We start from the raw sequence: 16,543 nt of genomic DNA on the forward strand, positions 1-16,543 counted from the left end.
CAACCTCAGGGTTTGTTGGCAATCAGCGAAATGACTTCGAAATGGGGTGGCCGTTTTTCACGTGTCACCGTTTCCAGGCTGGATACCTGCAGGCCGGCCTTGTCGACGAACTTCTTCAGTTCTTTGTCGCTGAAGCCAAGATTCACGTGGCCATACGCGTCAACCGCCGCCTTGTGTTCATGGCGGGCCAGGCTGCACAGCAGCAGGCGACCGCCGGGACGCAGGACGCGCGCTGCCTCGGTGACGGCCTGCGCCGGTTTGGCTGCATAGGTAAGCGCGTGCATCAGCACGACCAGGTCGAAGCTGCGGTCCTTGAAGGGCAGGGCATGCATATCACCCTCACGCACTTCCACGTTCGGCAGACGGCGCAGGCGCTCGCTCGCAGCAGCGACCACGCGCGCGCTGGTATCGATGCAGACATAGCGGCTGGCATGGGGGGCCACCAACTCGGCCAGCACGCCATCGCCCGAGGCGATGTCGAGCACATCTCCGGTTTCCAGCAGTGGCAGCGCGGTGCGCGCCAGTGCTTCCCAGGTCCGGCCGGGGGAGTAGTGGCGTTCCATGTCGCCGGCGACGCTGTCCGCCCAGTTCTGGTCAGCCGCACGACTGGCCAGCACCGAGGCCACGCGCTCGGCGTCCTGACGCAGCAGCGGGTCATCGCTGCCGGTGCTCAAGGCATGCCACAATGCGCGCTGCGCAGGATCCAGCTGCGCGTCATCGAAGCGGTAGTACGCCGAAACGCCTGCACGGCGGTCGCGCACCAGGCCGGCTTCCTTGAGCCGGGCCAGATGGGTCGACACCCGCGGCTGCGCCAGACGGGTGATTGCCGAGAGCTCGGCCACCGTCAGTTCTTCCTGCTCCAGCAGCGCCAGCAGCCGCACCCGGGTGGCGTCGGCAAACACCTTCAGCCGAACCGACCAATCCTCGAGATCCATAAATATCCACCTATCGCGATAGAGAGATATTTTCACCGCCAACCGTCTCTCGGTCAAGGCGGTAACGAAACGGGTGTTCAGTGAAACCCAGCGTCCGGGAAGCGTCCGGGACCGGTAGCGCCGACCCATGGTCGGCGAGCGCAGCGGGCCGTGGGCGGAGGGATCCGCCGAGCTCGGCTCGGCGCCACCGGGAGCATTTCCCACGCCTGCAAATCGCGTTCCCTGATCGTGACGTGTGGTGCATCCCCGGACACTGGACCCATGTCCAGCCGTCATCTCCAGCGCGGTCGTGCGTCCATCCCCGGTGGGTATTACGTTTTGACCACAGTCACCCACTGCCGCCGCCCGGTCTTCGAGTTCCCTTGCAACGCTCGGATCGTTATCGAGTCGCTGCGTGACGTGGAGCGGGCAGCGATCAGCCGCTCGTTCGCCTGGGTCGTCATGCCCGACCATGTGCATTGGCTGCTGCAATTGCGTCAAGGCACCCTGGGCGCCTGCATGCAGCGATTCAAATCCCGAAGCAGCCGGTTGATCGGCAGGACGTCTGGATACGGAGCGCGGCTATGGCAGCCCAGCTACTTCGATCACGCCTTGCGATCGGAAGAGTCATTGCGTGCGCAGGCCCTCTACATCGTGGCCAATCCTGTGCGCGCCGGGTTATCCGAGAACCTCGGCGACTACCCCTACGCCTGGTGCCGCTGGCCCCTGCATCCGTGAAAAGCGCAGCGCAGGTAGCGCCGACCCATGGTCGGCGAGCGCAGCGGGCCGTGGGCGGAGAGATTCCGCCGAGCGCGGCTCGGCGCTACCGAGGTGGCAGGCAGGCAGTGACCGGAGGGATTCCGCCAGCGCGCCTGGGACCGGTAGCGCCGACCCATGGTCGGCGAGCGCAGCGGGCTCTGGGCGGAGGGATTCCGCCGAGCGCGGCTCGGCGCTACCGAGGTGGCAGGCAGGCAGTGACCGGACGGATTCCACCAGCATCCGGGGTCGGTAGCGCCGACCCATGGTCGGCGAGCGCAGCGGGCTGTGACCGGAGAGATTCCGCCGAGCGTGGCTCGGCGCTACCGAGGTGGCAGGCAGGCAGTGACCGGACGGATTCCACCAGCATCCGGGGTCGGTAGCGCCGACCCATGGTCGGCGAGCGCAGCGGGCTGTGGGCGGAGAGATTCCGCCGAGCGCGGCTCGGCGCTACCGAGGTGGCAGGCAGGCAGTGACCGGACGGATTCCACCAGCATCCGGGACCGGTAGCGCCGACCCATGGTCGGCGAGCGCAGCGGGCTGTGGGCGGAGAGATTCCGCCGAGCGTGGCTCGGCGCTACCGAGGTGGCAGGGAGGCAGTGACCGGAGGGATTCCGCCAGCGCGCCTGGGGTCGGTAGCGCCGACCCACGGTCGGCGAGCGCAGCGGGCCGTGGGCAGGAAGATTCCGCCGAGCGTGGCTCGGCGCTACCGGACGGGGTTGTCGCCGCGCAGTCAGCTGCAATCACGGCGCCCCCAGTACAATCCCGTATTCGTTACCCGGGAGGGGTTGTTGTGGATTTCAGCTTTACCGAAGAGCAGTTGATGCTGCAGGACGTTGCGCGCCGCATTGCGCAGGAAAAGATCGGCCCCAGCGCCGAACACCATGACCAGACCGGCGAGTTCCCGCTGGCCAATATCCAGCTGCTCGGTGAGAACGGGCTGATGGGGATCGAGGTGCCAACGGAGTACGGCGGCGCGGGCATGGACCCGATCGCCTATGTGCTGGCGATGGTGGAAATCGCCGCGGGTGATGCCGCGCATTCGACCATCATGTCGGTCAACAATTCGTTGTTCTGCAACGGCATCCTGACCTACGGCACCGAAGCGCAGAAGCAGAAGTACGTGCGCGCCATCGCCGAAGGTACGGCCATCGGGGCGTTCGCGCTGACCGAGCCGCAGTCGGGCTCGGACGCCACCGCCATGCGCTGCCGCGCGGTGAAGCAGGCTGACGGCACGTATGTGATCAACGGCAAGAAGAGCTGGATCACGTCCGGTCCGGTGGCAAAGTACATCGTGCTCTTCGCGATGACCGACCCGGACAAAGGTGCCAAGGGCATTACGGCCTTCCTGATCGACACCGACAACGCCGGCTTCGGCCGCGGCAAGACCGAGCCGAAGCTGGGCATCCGCGCGTCGGCCACCTGCGAAATCGAGTTCGATGACTACGTTGCGCAGGCAGACGACGTGCTCGGCCAGGAAGGCGAGGGCTTCAAGATCGCGATGGGCGTACTGGACGCGGGCCGTATCGGTATTGCGTCGCAGGCCATCGGCATCGCGCGTGCGGCGTACGAAGCCACGCTGGAATACGTGAAGGAGCGAAAGGCCTTTGGCGCGCCGATCGGCACCTTCCAGATGACCCAGTCCAAGATCGCGGACATGAAGTGCAAGCTGGACGCGTCCCTGCTGCTGACCCTGCGCGCGGCGTGGGTGAAGGGCGAGGGCAAGCGCTTCAGCAACGAAGCGGCCATCGCCAAGCTGACTGCATCGGAAGCTGCGATGTGGATCACCCACCAGGCCGTGCAGATCCATGGCGGCATGGGGTACTCCAAGGAAATGCCGCTGGAGCGTTACTTCCGTGATGCCAAGATCACCGAGATCTACGAAGGCACGTCGGAGATCCAGCGGCTGGTGATCGCCCGCAACGAAACGGGCCTGCGCTGACCCAGTGGCGAGCGCGCTGAAGCGGGTCCATGACCCGCTTCGTGTCGCTGATCACCTAGAATGCCCGTCCTTTCAAAGCAGGTACGGGCATGATCATTTACCGCGGCGCAGGGTTCTTCACCCTGCTCACTCCCATCGTGGCTGTGTTGCTGCTGATGTGGCTGCAACAGGATCCGACCGTGGCCAAGGGCAACATGACGTTGCCGCAGTTCCTGCTGGGCTGCGGCATCGGTGCGGCGATCAATACGCTGCTGGGCTTCGTGCTCAATCGTGGCGTGCGGGCGGAAGGCGAGCCGGCGAAGCATCATTTCTTCTACCTGCCCATGCAGTGGCCTTCGTTGGCCATCGTGGTCGTCTGTGCGGTAGTCGCCGCCGTACGTTGAGTGTCACCCGAAAATGAAAAAGGCCCCGGATCGCTCCGGGGCCTTTTCATCTCAACCGCAGCGCATCAACGATCCGGGCGGTGCGGGCCATTGGCCTCGCTCTGGCTCTGCAGGAACTCCTTGGACGGCTCGTCGATCTTGTCGCCCAGCATGCGGCGGACCACGACGAAGAACACCGGGATCATCAGCAGGCCCAAAAACGTGGCGAACACCATGCCGCCGATAACGCCCGTACCAATGGCGTGACGCGAGTTGGCGCCGGCACCGGTACTGATCGCCATCGGGATGACGCCCATGATGAAGGCGAAGGACGTCATCAGGATCGGGCGGAAGCGCAGGCGCGCCGCCTCGATGGTCGCATCGCGCAGCGTCTTGCCGGCCGCACGCTGTTCCACTGCGAACTCCACGATCAGGATCGCGTTCTTCGCCGCCAGGCCGATCACCGTGATCAGGCCGATCTTGAAGAACAGATCGTTGGGCAGGCCACGGGCCATCGAGAACACCAGCGAGCCCAGTACGCCCAGCGGCACCACCAGCAGCACCGCCACCGGGATGGACCAGCTTTCATAAAGGGCGGCCAAGCACAGGAACACCACCACGATGGACAGCACCATCAGCAGGGTCGCCGCGTTACCCGCCAGGATTTCCTGGTAGGACATGCCAGACCAGTCGTAACCAAAGCCGGCCGGCAGCTCGTTGCTGACGATGTCTTCCATCGCCGTCATCGCTTCACCGGAACTGCGTCCCGGCGCCTGCGAGCCGACGATGTTCACCGCCGAATAGCCGTTGTAGCGGCTCAGCGACGGCGGTGCCGACACCCATTCCGAACGCACCACGGTATTCAGTGGGATCATCGAGTTGGTGCCATCGGCATTCTGGGTCAGCGTCGATGGGCTGTAGAAGCTCTTCAGCGATTCTTCGCCGGTGCGGTACGGCGCATCGGCCTGCATGGTCACGCGCTTGATGCGGCCTTCGCTGAAGAAGTCGTTGACGTACACCGGGGCCAGCATCAATTGGATGGTGCTGTACACGTCCGTTACCGACATACCCATCGCCTGCGCCTGCACACGATCCACGTGCAAGGCCAACTGCGGGGCGTTTTCCAGTCCGTTGGGACGCACGCCGGTCAGCAGGTCGCTCTTCTGTGCCGCCGCACCCAGCAGGGTGTTGCGCGCGCTGGTCAGCTGGTCGAAGCCGGCACCGGCACGATCCTGCAACCACATGTCGAAGCCGCCGAACTGGCCCAGACCCTGCACGGTCGGCAGGTTGACCACGAAGATCTGTGCTTCCTTGATGCCGTAGAACGCGCCGTTCATGTTGCCGATCAGCTCGGGTACGGTGACCTCGCGGTCGGCCCATGGCTTGAGGCGGATGAAGCCCATGCCCACGTTCTCGCCCGAACCCACGAAGCTGAAGCCGGCGATCTGCAGCAGGCCTTCGAAGCCCTCCTGCTTCTCCAGGATGCCACGCATCTGCGCGAACACTTCGTTGGTCTGGCCCTTGGTCGACCCCGGCGGCAACTGCACGATGGCCAGTGCGTAGCCCTGGTCCTCTTCAGGCAGGAAGCTGCCCGGTATGCGGGTGAACATGAAGGCGCACAGCGCACCCAGCACCACGAACAGAATCATCCAGCGCGGTGCATGCTTCACCGCCGAGGTGATGTGGCCCACGTAGGTGCCACTGATCTTGTCGTAGTACTTGTTGAAGGTGCGATAGACGATGTTGGGGTTGTCGTTGTGCGTCGGCTTCAGGAACGTGGCACACAGCGCGGGGGTGAAGCCCAGTGCGAGGAACGCGGAGAACGCCATCGAGATGGCGATGGTCAGCGCGAACTGCTTGTAGATCTCACCAGCCGCACCGCCCTGCAGGGCCGACGGAATGAACACCGCCGCCAGCACGACGGTGATAGCCACCACCGCACCGGTGATCTGGGTCATCGCCTTCTGCGTTGCCTGCTTGGGTGGCAGTTTTTCCTCGGTCATGATGCGTTCGACGTTCTCGATCACCACGATCGCGTCATCGACCACGATGCCGATGGCCAGCACCAGCGCGAACAGGGTCAGCTGGTTGATCGTGAAGCCGATCATCCACATGCCCAGGAACGTACCCAGCAGCGCGACCGGGATCACCAGGGTCGGGATCAGGGTGGCGCGGAAGTTCTGCAGGAAGATCAGCATCACCAGGAAGACCAGGATGATGGCCTCGATCAGGGTCTTGATCACTTCCTCGATCGAGATCTTCACGAAGGTCGTGCTGTCGTACGGCGAGAACCAGCTGACGCCGGCCGGGAAGCTGGGCTGCAGCTCGTCCATCTTGGCGCGCACGGCCTCGGCCACGTTAAGCGCGTTGGCGCCGGGCAGCAGTTGGATCGCGAACGCACCGGTCGGCTTGCCGTTGTACTGGGTATCAAAGCCGTAGTTGCCGGCGCCGAAACCGATGCGGGCAATGTCCTTGAGCAGCACGCGCGAGCCGTCCGGATTGGCACGCAGGATGATGTTCTCGAACTCTTCTGGCGTGCTGAAACGGCCTTCGGCCGATACCGTGGCGGTGAAGTGCTGGCCGGCCGGCGCCGGATCCGAGCCCAGGGAACCGGCGGCGAACTGCACGTTCTGCTCGCGCACCGCTGCCAACACCTGGCTGGCCGACAGGCCGTAGCCCTGCATGCGCTCGGGGTTGAGCCAGATGTTCATGGCGTACTCGCCGCCGAACTGCTGGGTACTGCCCACGCCGGGAATACGCGACACCTGGTCGAGCACGCGCGAAGCCACGATGTCGTTGAGCGCATCGCGGCTGTTGGTTCCCGAATCCGAGCGCAGTGCCACCACCATCAGGAAGCCGGCGTTGGCCTTGGCCACCACCACACCCTGCTGGGTCACTTCGGTGGGCAGGCGCGGCGTGGCCAGCGACACCTTGTTCTGTACCTGCACCTGCGCGATGTCCGCGTCGGTGCCGGTTTCAAAGGTCAGGGTGACCGTGGCGCGGCCGTTGGATGCCGATGACGAGCTGAAATACAGCAGGTGATCGATACCGGTCAGCTGCTGCTCGATCACCTGGGTGACCGATTTTTCCGTGGTGTCGGCGCTGGCGCCGGGGTAGGTGGCCGACACGGTGACCTGTGGCGGGGCGATGCTGGGGTAGGACTCCACACCCAGGTTGAGGATCGCGATCACGCCGCTGAGCGAGATCAGGATCGCTACCACCCAGGCAAAGACCGGGTGTTCGATGAAAAATTTAGGCATGACGGATGATTCCCGTTACTGCTTGGTCGAATCGGATGCCGGCGCCGCCGGTTCGGCGGGTGCCGGAGCCTGCGGTGCGGCGTCAGGTGCTGCGGCAGCATCGCCCTGCGCGGCGGGTGCGCCGCCGGTCGGCTTGCCGCCCGCTGCGCCGCCCTGGGCGGCCGCCTGCTCGGGGGTCCACGGCTTGGCCGTGGCCGGTGCGCCTTCCTTGACCTTCTGGGTACCGGCCACCACGACCTTGTCGCCCGGCTCCAGGCCGGCGGTGACCAGCCAGTTGCCGCCCTGCGCACCTTCGGTCTTGACGTTGCGGCGGACGACCTTGCCATCGGCACCGACCACCATCAGGTAGCCGCCGGCGGCGTCGCGCAGCAGCGCCGGCTGCGGCACCAGGTAAGCGTTGTTGCGCTCGCCCAGGGTGGCCTGGAAGCTGACGAAGGCGCCGGGCAGCAGAATGCGCTGCGGATTGGGCAGCACCGCACGCAGCGACACCGCGCCGGTGGCCGGGTCGACGGTGGTGGACGAGAAGTCCAGCGTGCCGTTTTCACCGTAGGTGGTGCCATCGGACAGCTTGACCTGCACGGTGGCCTTGCCATCGCCGCTCAGCGCGAGCGCGCCCTTGGCCTGCGCGGCACGCAGCTGCGACAGCTCGTCCACGCTCAGCGAGAAGTTCACGTACAGCGGATCAAGCTGGTCCACGGTGGTCAGCAGGGTCACATCACCCTGGCCGACCAGCGCGCCCTCGGTCACCTGCTGCTTGCCGGCCACGCCGCTGATGGGCGCCTTGACTTCGGCATAGCCCAGGCTGATCCGCGAGCTGCTCACAGCGGCTTCGGACTGCTTCACCGCCGCCTGCGCGGTGCGCTCGGCCGACTCGGCGTTGTCCAGGTCTGCCTTGGACACATACTTCTGCGGGGCCAGCGAGCGCGCGCGATCAGCGGCCACCTTGGCATTGGCGTACGTGGCACGGGCCGAGGCCAGCTGGGCTTCGGTGGCATTGAGCTCGGCGCGCAGCGGTGCCGGGTCGATCAGGAACAGCGTCTGGCCCTGCTTGACCTCGCTGCCTTCCTGGTAAACGCGCTTGAGCAGCACGCCCGGGACGCGGGCACGCACATCCGAGCTGCGGTACGGCGACAGGCGGCCGACCAGCTCGCGCTGCAGCGGCAGGGTCTGCGGCTTGGCATCGATCACGCCCACTTCCGGCGGCGGCGGTGCTTGCTGCTCTTCTTTCTTGCAGGCAGCCAGCGCAACGGCGACAGCGCACGTCAAAGCGAGGGTGCGGAGTGGGGCGATCATCAGGAGAAACTCCGGTGTTGGTTTGAAGACGGTTGGGTCGATGCGCCGGGCGCGAACGCGCGCAGGAAGCTGTCGACAGAGAATTCTGCCCAGCGCCGACGCGCCAGGGCGTCGTCGCGGTGGGTAATGAAGAAGCGTTGCCGGTCGAAATCCTGCCCGCCGATCATGCTGATCAGCAGCTCGGCCATGAAGTGCGGGTCGTCATGCCTCAGGTGGCCACGCGCAATGGCGTCAGCTATCCATTCAGCAAGGTGAAGCGTCAGCGTGCCGGTGCCGTCACGGTAGAGGTTGCGCGCCTCATCAGGGAACTGTGCGGCATCGGCCGCGATCAGCCGGCAGGCCTGCGCCACGTGCGGCTGGTTGAAATGGTCCAGATAGTCGGTGGCGAACTGCAGCAGGCTGCCGTGCAGATCGTCGCCGCGCAGGCTGCGCAGGCCGGCGGTGGCACGGCAGACGTGGCGCTCCACCACCCGGCGCATCAGCTCCTGCTTGCTGCCATAGCGCGAATACAGGGTCTGCTTGGAGCAGCCGGCATGCTGGGCGACCGCCTCCATGCTCATCTGCATCCCGTGTCGCGCCAACAGTTCGCGCACCGCGTCAAACACACGCAGGTCGCGCGCGTCCGTGTCGGAAGCGGGGAGGGAAGAGGGGTTCACGGAGTGGACTATACCGTCCAGTTCAGAATTGTGGAATCGTTTTGCAGCCAAACGCCGCCTTGCTGTCACACGCTTTGCCGATCCTGTCGGCAGCGCTTGCCGATCACGACAGCCGTACGTCGGCGCATGGGGGCGGGTGTCGGCAATCGCATGTAAACCGCACCCAACCCGCAGATTCATATTCCGTCCTGCAGCAAGGCCTTTTCGTGCAACAGGGCTACACTTTCATTTTCCCAACTGGGCAACACGACTCGCTCTGCCATGAAATCGCAAAAGTCTGCAGTCAAAACCGTGAAAACCAAGCCCGCTACGGCGGAAACCCAGCTTGTCCCGGCAACTGGTTTCTCGCTGGAACCGGTGTACACGGCCTTGCGCAAGCGATACCCCGCGGCGGGGCAGGCCGAGGCCGTGGCTTTCGCCGCCGATTTCTACAAGCGTATGGAGGCGGACGAGTTCCCGCATCACAGCGCTGAAGAATGGGCTGCGCTGGCCGCCGATACGCTGGAGTTCGCCCGCAACCGCAAGGTCGGCAAGGCCAATGTGCGCGTGTTCAATCCGACGGCCAAGGCCAACGGGTGGGAATCGCCGCATACGGTGCTGCAGATCGTCAATGACGACATGCCGTTCCTGGTCGACACCGTGACCATGGCGCTGGCCGAACAGGGCATCGGCGTGCACGTGCTGGGTCACCCGGTGATCCGCTTCGGGCGCGACAAGGCCGGCAAGCTGTCCACGGTCGGGGAGGGTGACGTCGAGTCGGTGATGTTGCTGGAGATGGACCGTCAGTCGCCCGAGGCGATGGCCGACATCGAGCAGAGCATCGGCAAGTCGCTGGAAGAAGTGCGCTCGATCGTGCGCGATTGGCAGCCGATGCGTGACAAGGCGCTGGCCGTGGCCGAAGACCTGGGCAGCCGCCAGCTGCCGGTCGACGATGCCTCGCGTCGCGAGGCGCAGGAGTTCCTGCGCTGGGCGGCCGACAACCACTTCACGTTCTTCGGCTACCGCGAGTACCGCGTGCAGAAGGAAGGCAAGGAAGACGTGCTGGCGCCGCTCAACGATACCGGCCTGGGCCTGATGCGCGGCCGTGACAAGTCTGCCGCACGTCCGGTCAAGACGCTGGCCGCCCAAGGTCTGAACACCACCACCGGACTGAAGGATGCGTTGATCCTGACCAAGACCAATGCCCGCTCGCGCGTGCATCGTGCCGGTTACATGGATTACATCGGCGTGCTGGAGTTCGACGCCAAGGGCCGCATCATCGGCGAGCAGCGCTTCCTGGGCCTGTTCACTTCCAGTGCCTACAACCGCCGTCCGTGGGAAATTCCGCTCGTGCGCCAGCGCTACGAGCACGTGATGGAGCGTTCGGGTCTGTCGTTGTCCAGCCATAGCGGCAAGGCACTGCGCCACATCCTGGAAACCCTGCCGCGCGAAGAGCTGTTCCAGTCCAGCGAAGACGAACTGTTCCGCACCGCCATGGGCGTGCTGGGCCTGCAGGAGCGCGTGCGCAGCCGCCTGTTCCTGCGCCGTGACAAGTATTCCCGCTTCATCTCCGCGCTGGCGTTCCTGCCGCGCGAACGTTTCAACACCGATGTGCGCCTGCGGATCGAAGCCATGCTGCGCGACGCCCTGCAGGGTGAGCATGTGGACAGTTCGGTGGTGCTCGGCGATTCGCCGCTGGCCCAGGTGCACCTGATCGTGCGGCCGAAGGCCGGCCCGGTGGTCGACGTGGACACCAACGCGCTTGAACAGAACCTGGCCCACCTGCTGCGCAACTGGCAGGACGACCTGCGCGAAGCGCTGGTCACCCGTCACGGTGAGACCGAAGGCCTGCGTATCGCGGCCCGCATCGGCAAGGCATTGCCGGCCGGTTACATCGAAGACAACAGCACCGCCGTGGCCGCCAGCGATGTCAGCCAGCTTGACGCGCTGACCGGTCCGGACGATCTGCGCCTGAGCCTGCAGACGGTACCGCGCGAGAGCGGTGACGGCCTGCGCCTGAAGCTGTACCGCCAGCTGGACGACATCCCGTTGTCCGATGCGCTGCCGATGATGGAAAACATGGGCCTGCGGGTCATCTCCGAGCGCCCGTACCGGCTCTCCGTGGACGACGCGCCGGTGTACGTGCAGGACTTCGAAGTGGAGTCGGTGGCCGGTGCCATCGATGCCGCCAGTGTCGACGAAGCCTTCGGCCAGACCTTTGCCCGCGTGTGGCACGGTGACGCCGAGAACGACGGCTTCAACCGCCTGGTACTGGCCGCCGGCCTGCATTGGCGCCAGGTCGCCATGCTGCGCGGTTACTGCAAGTACCTGCTGCAGACCGGCGTGCCGTTCTCGCAGGCCTACGTGGAAGGCACGTTCACCCGCTATCCGCTGCTGGCACGCCTGTTGGTGGAACTGTTCGAAGCGCGCTTCGATCCGGCGACCGGCAACGAGAGCAAGGACGACATCGCGGCCGGCCAAGCCACGCTGAAGGCGCATCTGGATGTGCTGGCTGCCGGTGACGACGCCACGCTGAAGGTGCTCAAGGGCGTGGTCGACGCTCGCAAGGGCGACCGCAACTCTCAGATGCAGGCCGCGCGCGATGCGCTGCTGAAGCTGATGGACCGTGTGTCCAGCCTGGACGAGGACCGCATCCTGCGCAGCTTCATGGGCGTGATCGATGCGACCCTGCGCACCAGTTACTACCAGAGCGATGCCAACGGCCAGCCCGGCCATTGCATCAGCTTCAAGTTCGACGCCGCGCTGGTGCCGGACCTGCCCAAGCCGCGCCCGTACCGCGAAATCTTCGTCTACGGTCCGCGCGTGGAAGGCGTGCACCTGCGCTTCGGCGCGGTGGCCCGCGGCGGCCTGCGCTGGTCGGATCGTCGCGAAGACTTCCGTACCGAGGTGCTGGGCCTGGTCAAGGCACAGATGGTCAAGAACACCGTGATCGTGCCGGTCGGCGCGAAGGGCGGCTTCTTCGCCAAGGTGCCGCCGGCCAGCGGTGACCGCGATGCGGTGTTCGCCAATGGCGTGGCCTGCTACAAGCTGTTCATCCAGGGCCTGCTGGACATCACCGACAACATCGTCAACAACAAGATCGTGCCGCCCATCGATGTGGTGCGCCACGACATGGACGACCCGTACCTGGTGGTGGCCGCCGACAAGGGCACCGCGACGTTCTCCGACATCGCCAACGGCCTGGCCATCGCGCACGGCTTCTGGATGGGCGATGCATTCGCCTCCGGTGGCTCGGTCGGTTACGACCACAAGGGCATGGGCATCACCGCACGCGGTGCATGGGAGTCGGTCAAGCGCCACTTCCGTGCGCTGGGCCGTGACAGCCAGAGCCAGGACTTCACCACGGTCGGGGTCGGCGACATGTCCGGCGACGTGTTCGGCAACGGCATGCTGTTGTCGCGCCACATCCGCCTGCTGGCCGCGTTCGATCACCGCCACATCTTCCTCGACCCGAATCCGGATGCCGCCACCACGTTCGTCGAACGCGAGCGTCTGTTCACCGTGCCGCGCTCCAGCTGGGCCGACTACGACGCCACGCTGATCAGCAAGGGCGGTGGCATCTTCCCGCGTTCGCTGAAGTCCATCGAGATCACCCCGCAGGTGCGTGAAGCGCTGGGCCTAGAGGACGGCGTCAAGGCGATGTCGCCCAACGACCTGATGAGCGCCATCCTGAAGGCGCCGGTCGACCTGCTGTGGAACGGCGGCATCGGCACCTACGTCAAGGCAGCCAGCGAGCAGCACAGCGATGTCGGCGACCGTGCCAACAACGCGCTGCGCGTCAACGGCGGCGAGCTGCGTTGCAAGGTGGTGGGCGAGGGCGGCAACCTGGGCATGACCCAGCTGGGCCGCATCGAGGCGGCGCAGGCCGGCGTCCTGCTCAACACCGATTTCATCGACAACTCGGCCGGCGTGGACACCTCCGATCACGAGGTGAACATCAAGATCCTGCTCAACGACGTGGTGCGTGCGAAGAAGCTCACCGTCGAGCAGCGCAACAAGCTGCTGGCATCGATGACCGATGAGGTCGCCGCGCTGGTGTTGAACGACAACTATCGCCAGAACCAGGCCCTGAGCCTGATGGAACGGATGGCGGTCAAGCGCCTGGGCTCCAAGCAGCACTTCATCCGTACCCTGGAACAGCAGGGCCTGCTGGACCGCCAGATCGAGTTCCTGCCGTCCGATGCCGAGCTGTCCCAGCGCAAGGCGCGCGGCCAGGGCTTGACCCGTCCGGAGCTGTCGGTGCTGCTGTCCTACTCCAAGCTGGTGGCTTTCCAGCAGCTGCTGGAATCGGACATCCCGGAAGATCCGTACCTGTCCAAGGAGCTGCAGCGCTACTTCCCGCAGCCGCTGCAGAAGAAGTACGCCGATGCGATGGAACGCCACCGCCTGAAGCGCGAAATCATCGCCACGGCCGTGACCAACCAGACCATCAACCGGATGGGCGCCACGTTCCTGATGCGCATGCAGGAAGATACCGGCCGCTCCATCGCCGAGGTCGCCAAGGCATACACCATCAGCCGCGAAACACTGGATGCCCGCGCGCTGTGGGCGCAGATCGATGCGCTGGACGGCACCCTGCCTGAAGCCGTGCAGATCGATGCGTTGGAAGTGATCTGGAAGCTGCAGCGCGCCTTCGTGCGCTGGCTGCTGTCGCGCCCGGGCCCGATGCCGGGCATCACCGAAGCGGTCAACCGGTACCAGGCGCCGTTCAACGACATCCGCGTCGCGTCCGGCGTGCTGCCCGATTCCCAGCGCCCGACCTACGAGGCCCTGGTACAGCAGTGGAACGAGAAGGGTCTGCCCGCCGCGCTGTCGCAGCAGCTGGCCGAGCTGCACTTCCTGGAACCGGCGTTCGACATCATCGAGCTGGCCCGCACGCGCAAGCTGAAGCCGGTGGATGTATCGAAGATCCACTTCCGCCTGGGCGAAGCGCTCAGCCTGCCGTGGCTGTTCGAGCAGATCGACGCGCTGGAGGTCAATGGTCGTTGGCATGCGGTTGCACGCGGCGTATTGCGTGACGAACTGGCAGCGCATCACCGCAATCTGTCCGGCCAGGTGATCGGCACCAAGGGCAGCGGCGCGGAGGCCAAGGTGGCCGCCTGGATGGGCCGTGACGACAGCAGCCTGCGCTTCACCCTGGCCATGCTCAGCGAACTGGCCGAGCAGAAGACGCTGGACTATCCGACCGTGTCGGTTGCGGTACAGCGGTTGGGTCAGCTGGCGTCGCACGGTTCGTAAGCGCATCCGCACTGATGCCCCACGGTCTGCGTTGCACACCGTGGGGCCCGTGCAGAGCGTGCTTCCAGACTCCCGCGCCTTTGGCGCGCCCCCCTGATTGAGGGGGCTCTGGTCCGGATACCGTCCGGGTCGGCGGCACGTGGCGCGGTTTCCGCGCCACGTCCGGTTATGCTCTACCGGTACCCGCGCATCACCGGACAGCCTGCATGAGCGATTCTCCCCGCATTGCGTTTCTTGCCAGCAGTACCGAGCCGGCACGGCTTGCCTTGGCCGCGATGGTGGCACGGCATGGTGCCCATGCCCCCGAGGACGCGGACGTGCTGTGCCCGCTGGGCGGCGATGGCTTCATGCTGCAGACCCTGCACCGCTTCGGTCATCTGGGACGTCCGGTGTTCGGGATGAAGCTGGGGACGGTCGGTTTTCTGATGAACCAGTACCGCGACGATGACGATGTCGCACGGCGCATTGCAGAGGCCGAGCCGGCGCACCTGCGTCCGCTGCAGATGATGGCCCTGACCGAATCGGGTTCGACCACCGGGTCGCTGGCCTACAACGATGTGTCCTTGCTCCGGCAGACCCGTCAGGCGGCCCATATCGGCGTGGATCTGAACGGCCAGGAACGCGTCGCCGAACTCATCGGCGACGGCGTGCTGGTGGCGACGCCGGCGGGCAGCACCGCGTACAACTACTCCGCGCACGGTCCCGTGTTGCCCTTGGGCTCAGCGACCATCGCCCTGACCCCGCTCGCCCCGTACCGTCCACGACGCTGGCGCGGCGCCATCCTCAAGGCGGATACCGAAGTGCGCTTCCGCGTGCTGGACCCGTACAAGCGACCGGTCAGCGTCACGGCCGATTCGCATGAGACCCGGGACGTGGTCGAAGTCACCATCCGGGAATGCCGCGATCGCCAGGTCACGCTGCTCTTTGACCCGGAGCACAACCTGGAAGACCGGATACTGTCAGAACAGTTCGTGTTCTGAGCGACAATAGGCGGCCGGCAACCGCCGGCTGCAGCAAGGAACCGAGCCGATGGGCGACAACACCCCCCGATTGTTGACGGTCGCGGTGACAGCACGCGCGCTCTTCGACCTGGAAGAGAGCCACGCACTGTTCGAGAGTGACGGTGTGGATGCCTACGCGCAGTACCAGCGCGAGCACGAAGATGATGTGCTGGGTCCCGGCGTTGCCTTCCCGGTGGTGCGCAAGCTGCTGGCCCTCAACCAGGGGGCAGGCCCGGAAAACCCGCGGGTGGAGGTCATCCTGCTGTCGCGCAATTCGGCCGATACCGGCCTGCGTATCTTCAATTCCATCCAGCATTACGGCCTGGACATCATCCGCGCCACGTTCACCGCCGGTGAACCCACCTGGCCCTACGTGAAGCCGTTTGGCACCGATCTGTTCCTGTCGGCCAACCCGGAGTCGGTGCGCAGCGCACTGCTGCACGGAATTGCCGCGGCCACCATCCTGCCGAAGCCGCCCGGCGAAACAGCAGCTGCGGCGGCCGACCAGTTCGTTGACATGCGTCGACCGGCGGGACAGTTGCGCATCGCCTTTGACGGCGACGCGGTGATCTTCGGCGATGAAAGCGAGCGTATTTCGCGCGAGCAGGGCGTTGAAGCGTTCGGCCGGCATGAACGCGAGCGCGCACGCGAAGCATTGAGCGGCGGCCCGTTCCGTAACTTCCTGTCTGCGTTGCACACGTTGCAGGAGGTCTTCCCGTCCGGCGAAGACGCACCGATCCGTACCGCACTGGTGACGGCCCGTTCGGCACCGGCACACGAGCGGGTCATCCGCACGCTGCGGGAGTGGGGGGTGCGGCTGGACGAGGCGCTGTTCCTCGGCGGACGGCACAAGGGCCCGTTCCTGCAGGCCTTCGGCGCGGACATCTTCTTCGACGACTCCCAGCACAATATCGACAGCGCCCGCGAGCACGTCGCCGCCGGCCACGTACCGCACGGCGTCGCCAACGAACGTTGACCTGCCGTCGCAACACACCCCGGGCGGCCTGCGTCCGGGATCGCGACGTCGCATCACGTCCAGGAAGCGCCGACCCATGGTCGGCGAGCGCCCCGCGCGGCCTGTGTCCGGGGATCGCGATGCAGGAACGTGGGGCCGCCGAGCG

10 protein-coding genes are annotated in these 16,543 nt (G+C 65.6%); 6 read left to right on the plus strand and 4 right to left on the minus strand.

What is annotated here, in order from left to right; genetic code table 11:
• Positions 1 to 5 precede the first annotated feature (5 nt).
• Positions 6 to 935: a metalloregulator ArsR/SmtB family transcription factor gene (locus ABRP17_RS15965; protein WP_188326897.1), complete on the minus strand. Its 930-nt coding sequence runs from the start codon at positions 933 to 935 to the stop codon at positions 6 to 8.
• A 261-nt stretch (positions 936 to 1,196) separates the two neighbouring features.
• Between ABRP17_RS15965 and ABRP17_RS15970 the strand changes: the two genes are divergently transcribed.
• The 3 genes from ABRP17_RS15970 to ABRP17_RS15980 all read left to right on the plus strand — a co-directional run bounded on the left by ABRP17_RS15970 (position 1,197) and on the right by ABRP17_RS15980 (position 3,995).
• Positions 1,197 to 1,652, plus strand: a complete 456-nt coding sequence (locus ABRP17_RS15970; RefSeq protein ID WP_349986266.1) for a transposase — start codon at positions 1,197 to 1,199, stop codon at positions 1,650 to 1,652.
• 787 nt (positions 1,653 to 2,439) lie between these two features.
• Complete coding sequence (locus tag ABRP17_RS15975; RefSeq protein WP_372487019.1) at positions 2,440 to 3,612, plus strand: acyl-CoA dehydrogenase family protein; 1,173 nt, start codon at positions 2,440 to 2,442, stop codon at positions 3,610 to 3,612.
• A gap of 89 nt (positions 3,613 to 3,701) precedes the next feature.
• Positions 3,702 to 3,995 carry a hypothetical protein gene (locus ABRP17_RS15980; RefSeq protein WP_349986264.1) on the plus strand — a complete coding sequence of 98 codons (294 nt, stop codon included), beginning with the start codon at positions 3,702 to 3,704 and terminating at the stop codon, positions 3,993 to 3,995.
• A 65-nt stretch (positions 3,996 to 4,060) separates the two neighbouring features.
• Here ABRP17_RS15980 and ABRP17_RS15985 read toward each other — a convergent pair whose 3' ends face one another.
• From ABRP17_RS15985 to ABRP17_RS15995, 3 genes are read right to left on the minus strand one after another with little or no spacing between them, the layout of a single operon-like run.
• Complete coding sequence (locus ABRP17_RS15985) at positions 4,061 to 7,234, minus strand: multidrug efflux RND transporter permease subunit (RefSeq protein WP_349986263.1); 3,174 nt, start codon at positions 7,232 to 7,234, stop codon at positions 4,061 to 4,063.
• A gap of 15 nt (positions 7,235 to 7,249) precedes the next feature.
• Positions 7,250 to 8,527, minus strand: a complete 1,278-nt coding sequence (locus ABRP17_RS15990; protein WP_349986261.1) for an efflux RND transporter periplasmic adaptor subunit — start codon at positions 8,525 to 8,527, stop codon at positions 7,250 to 7,252.
• Entirely contained in the window at positions 8,527 to 9,183 is a 657-nt protein-coding gene (locus tag ABRP17_RS15995) for a TetR/AcrR family transcriptional regulator (protein ID WP_223203047.1), read from the minus strand. Before ABRP17_RS15995 ends, ABRP17_RS15990 begins: the two co-directional genes overlap by 1 nt.
• Before the next feature lie 261 nt (positions 9,184 to 9,444).
• Here ABRP17_RS15995 and ABRP17_RS16000 point away from each other — a divergent pair, with 261 nt between their 5' ends.
• The 3 genes from ABRP17_RS16000 to ABRP17_RS16010 all read left to right on the plus strand — a co-directional run bounded on the left by ABRP17_RS16000 (position 9,445) and on the right by ABRP17_RS16010 (position 16,398).
• Positions 9,445 to 14,421, plus strand: a complete 4,977-nt coding sequence (locus ABRP17_RS16000; RefSeq protein ID WP_188326904.1) for an NAD-glutamate dehydrogenase domain-containing protein — start codon at positions 9,445 to 9,447, stop codon at positions 14,419 to 14,421.
• A gap of 206 nt (positions 14,422 to 14,627) precedes the next feature.
• Positions 14,628 to 15,401, plus strand: a complete 774-nt coding sequence (locus ABRP17_RS16005) for an NAD kinase (protein ID WP_188326905.1) — start codon at positions 14,628 to 14,630, stop codon at positions 15,399 to 15,401.
• Between the two features lie 49 nt (positions 15,402 to 15,450).
• Positions 15,451 to 16,398, plus strand: a complete 948-nt coding sequence (locus ABRP17_RS16010; protein ID WP_188326906.1) for a 5'-nucleotidase — start codon at positions 15,451 to 15,453, stop codon at positions 16,396 to 16,398.
• Positions 16,399 to 16,543: the final 145 nt, after the last annotated feature.

Source organism: Stenotrophomonas sp. WHRI 8082, assembly GCF_040223995.2.
Lineage (GTDB): Bacteria > Pseudomonadota > Gammaproteobacteria > Xanthomonadales > Xanthomonadaceae > Stenotrophomonas.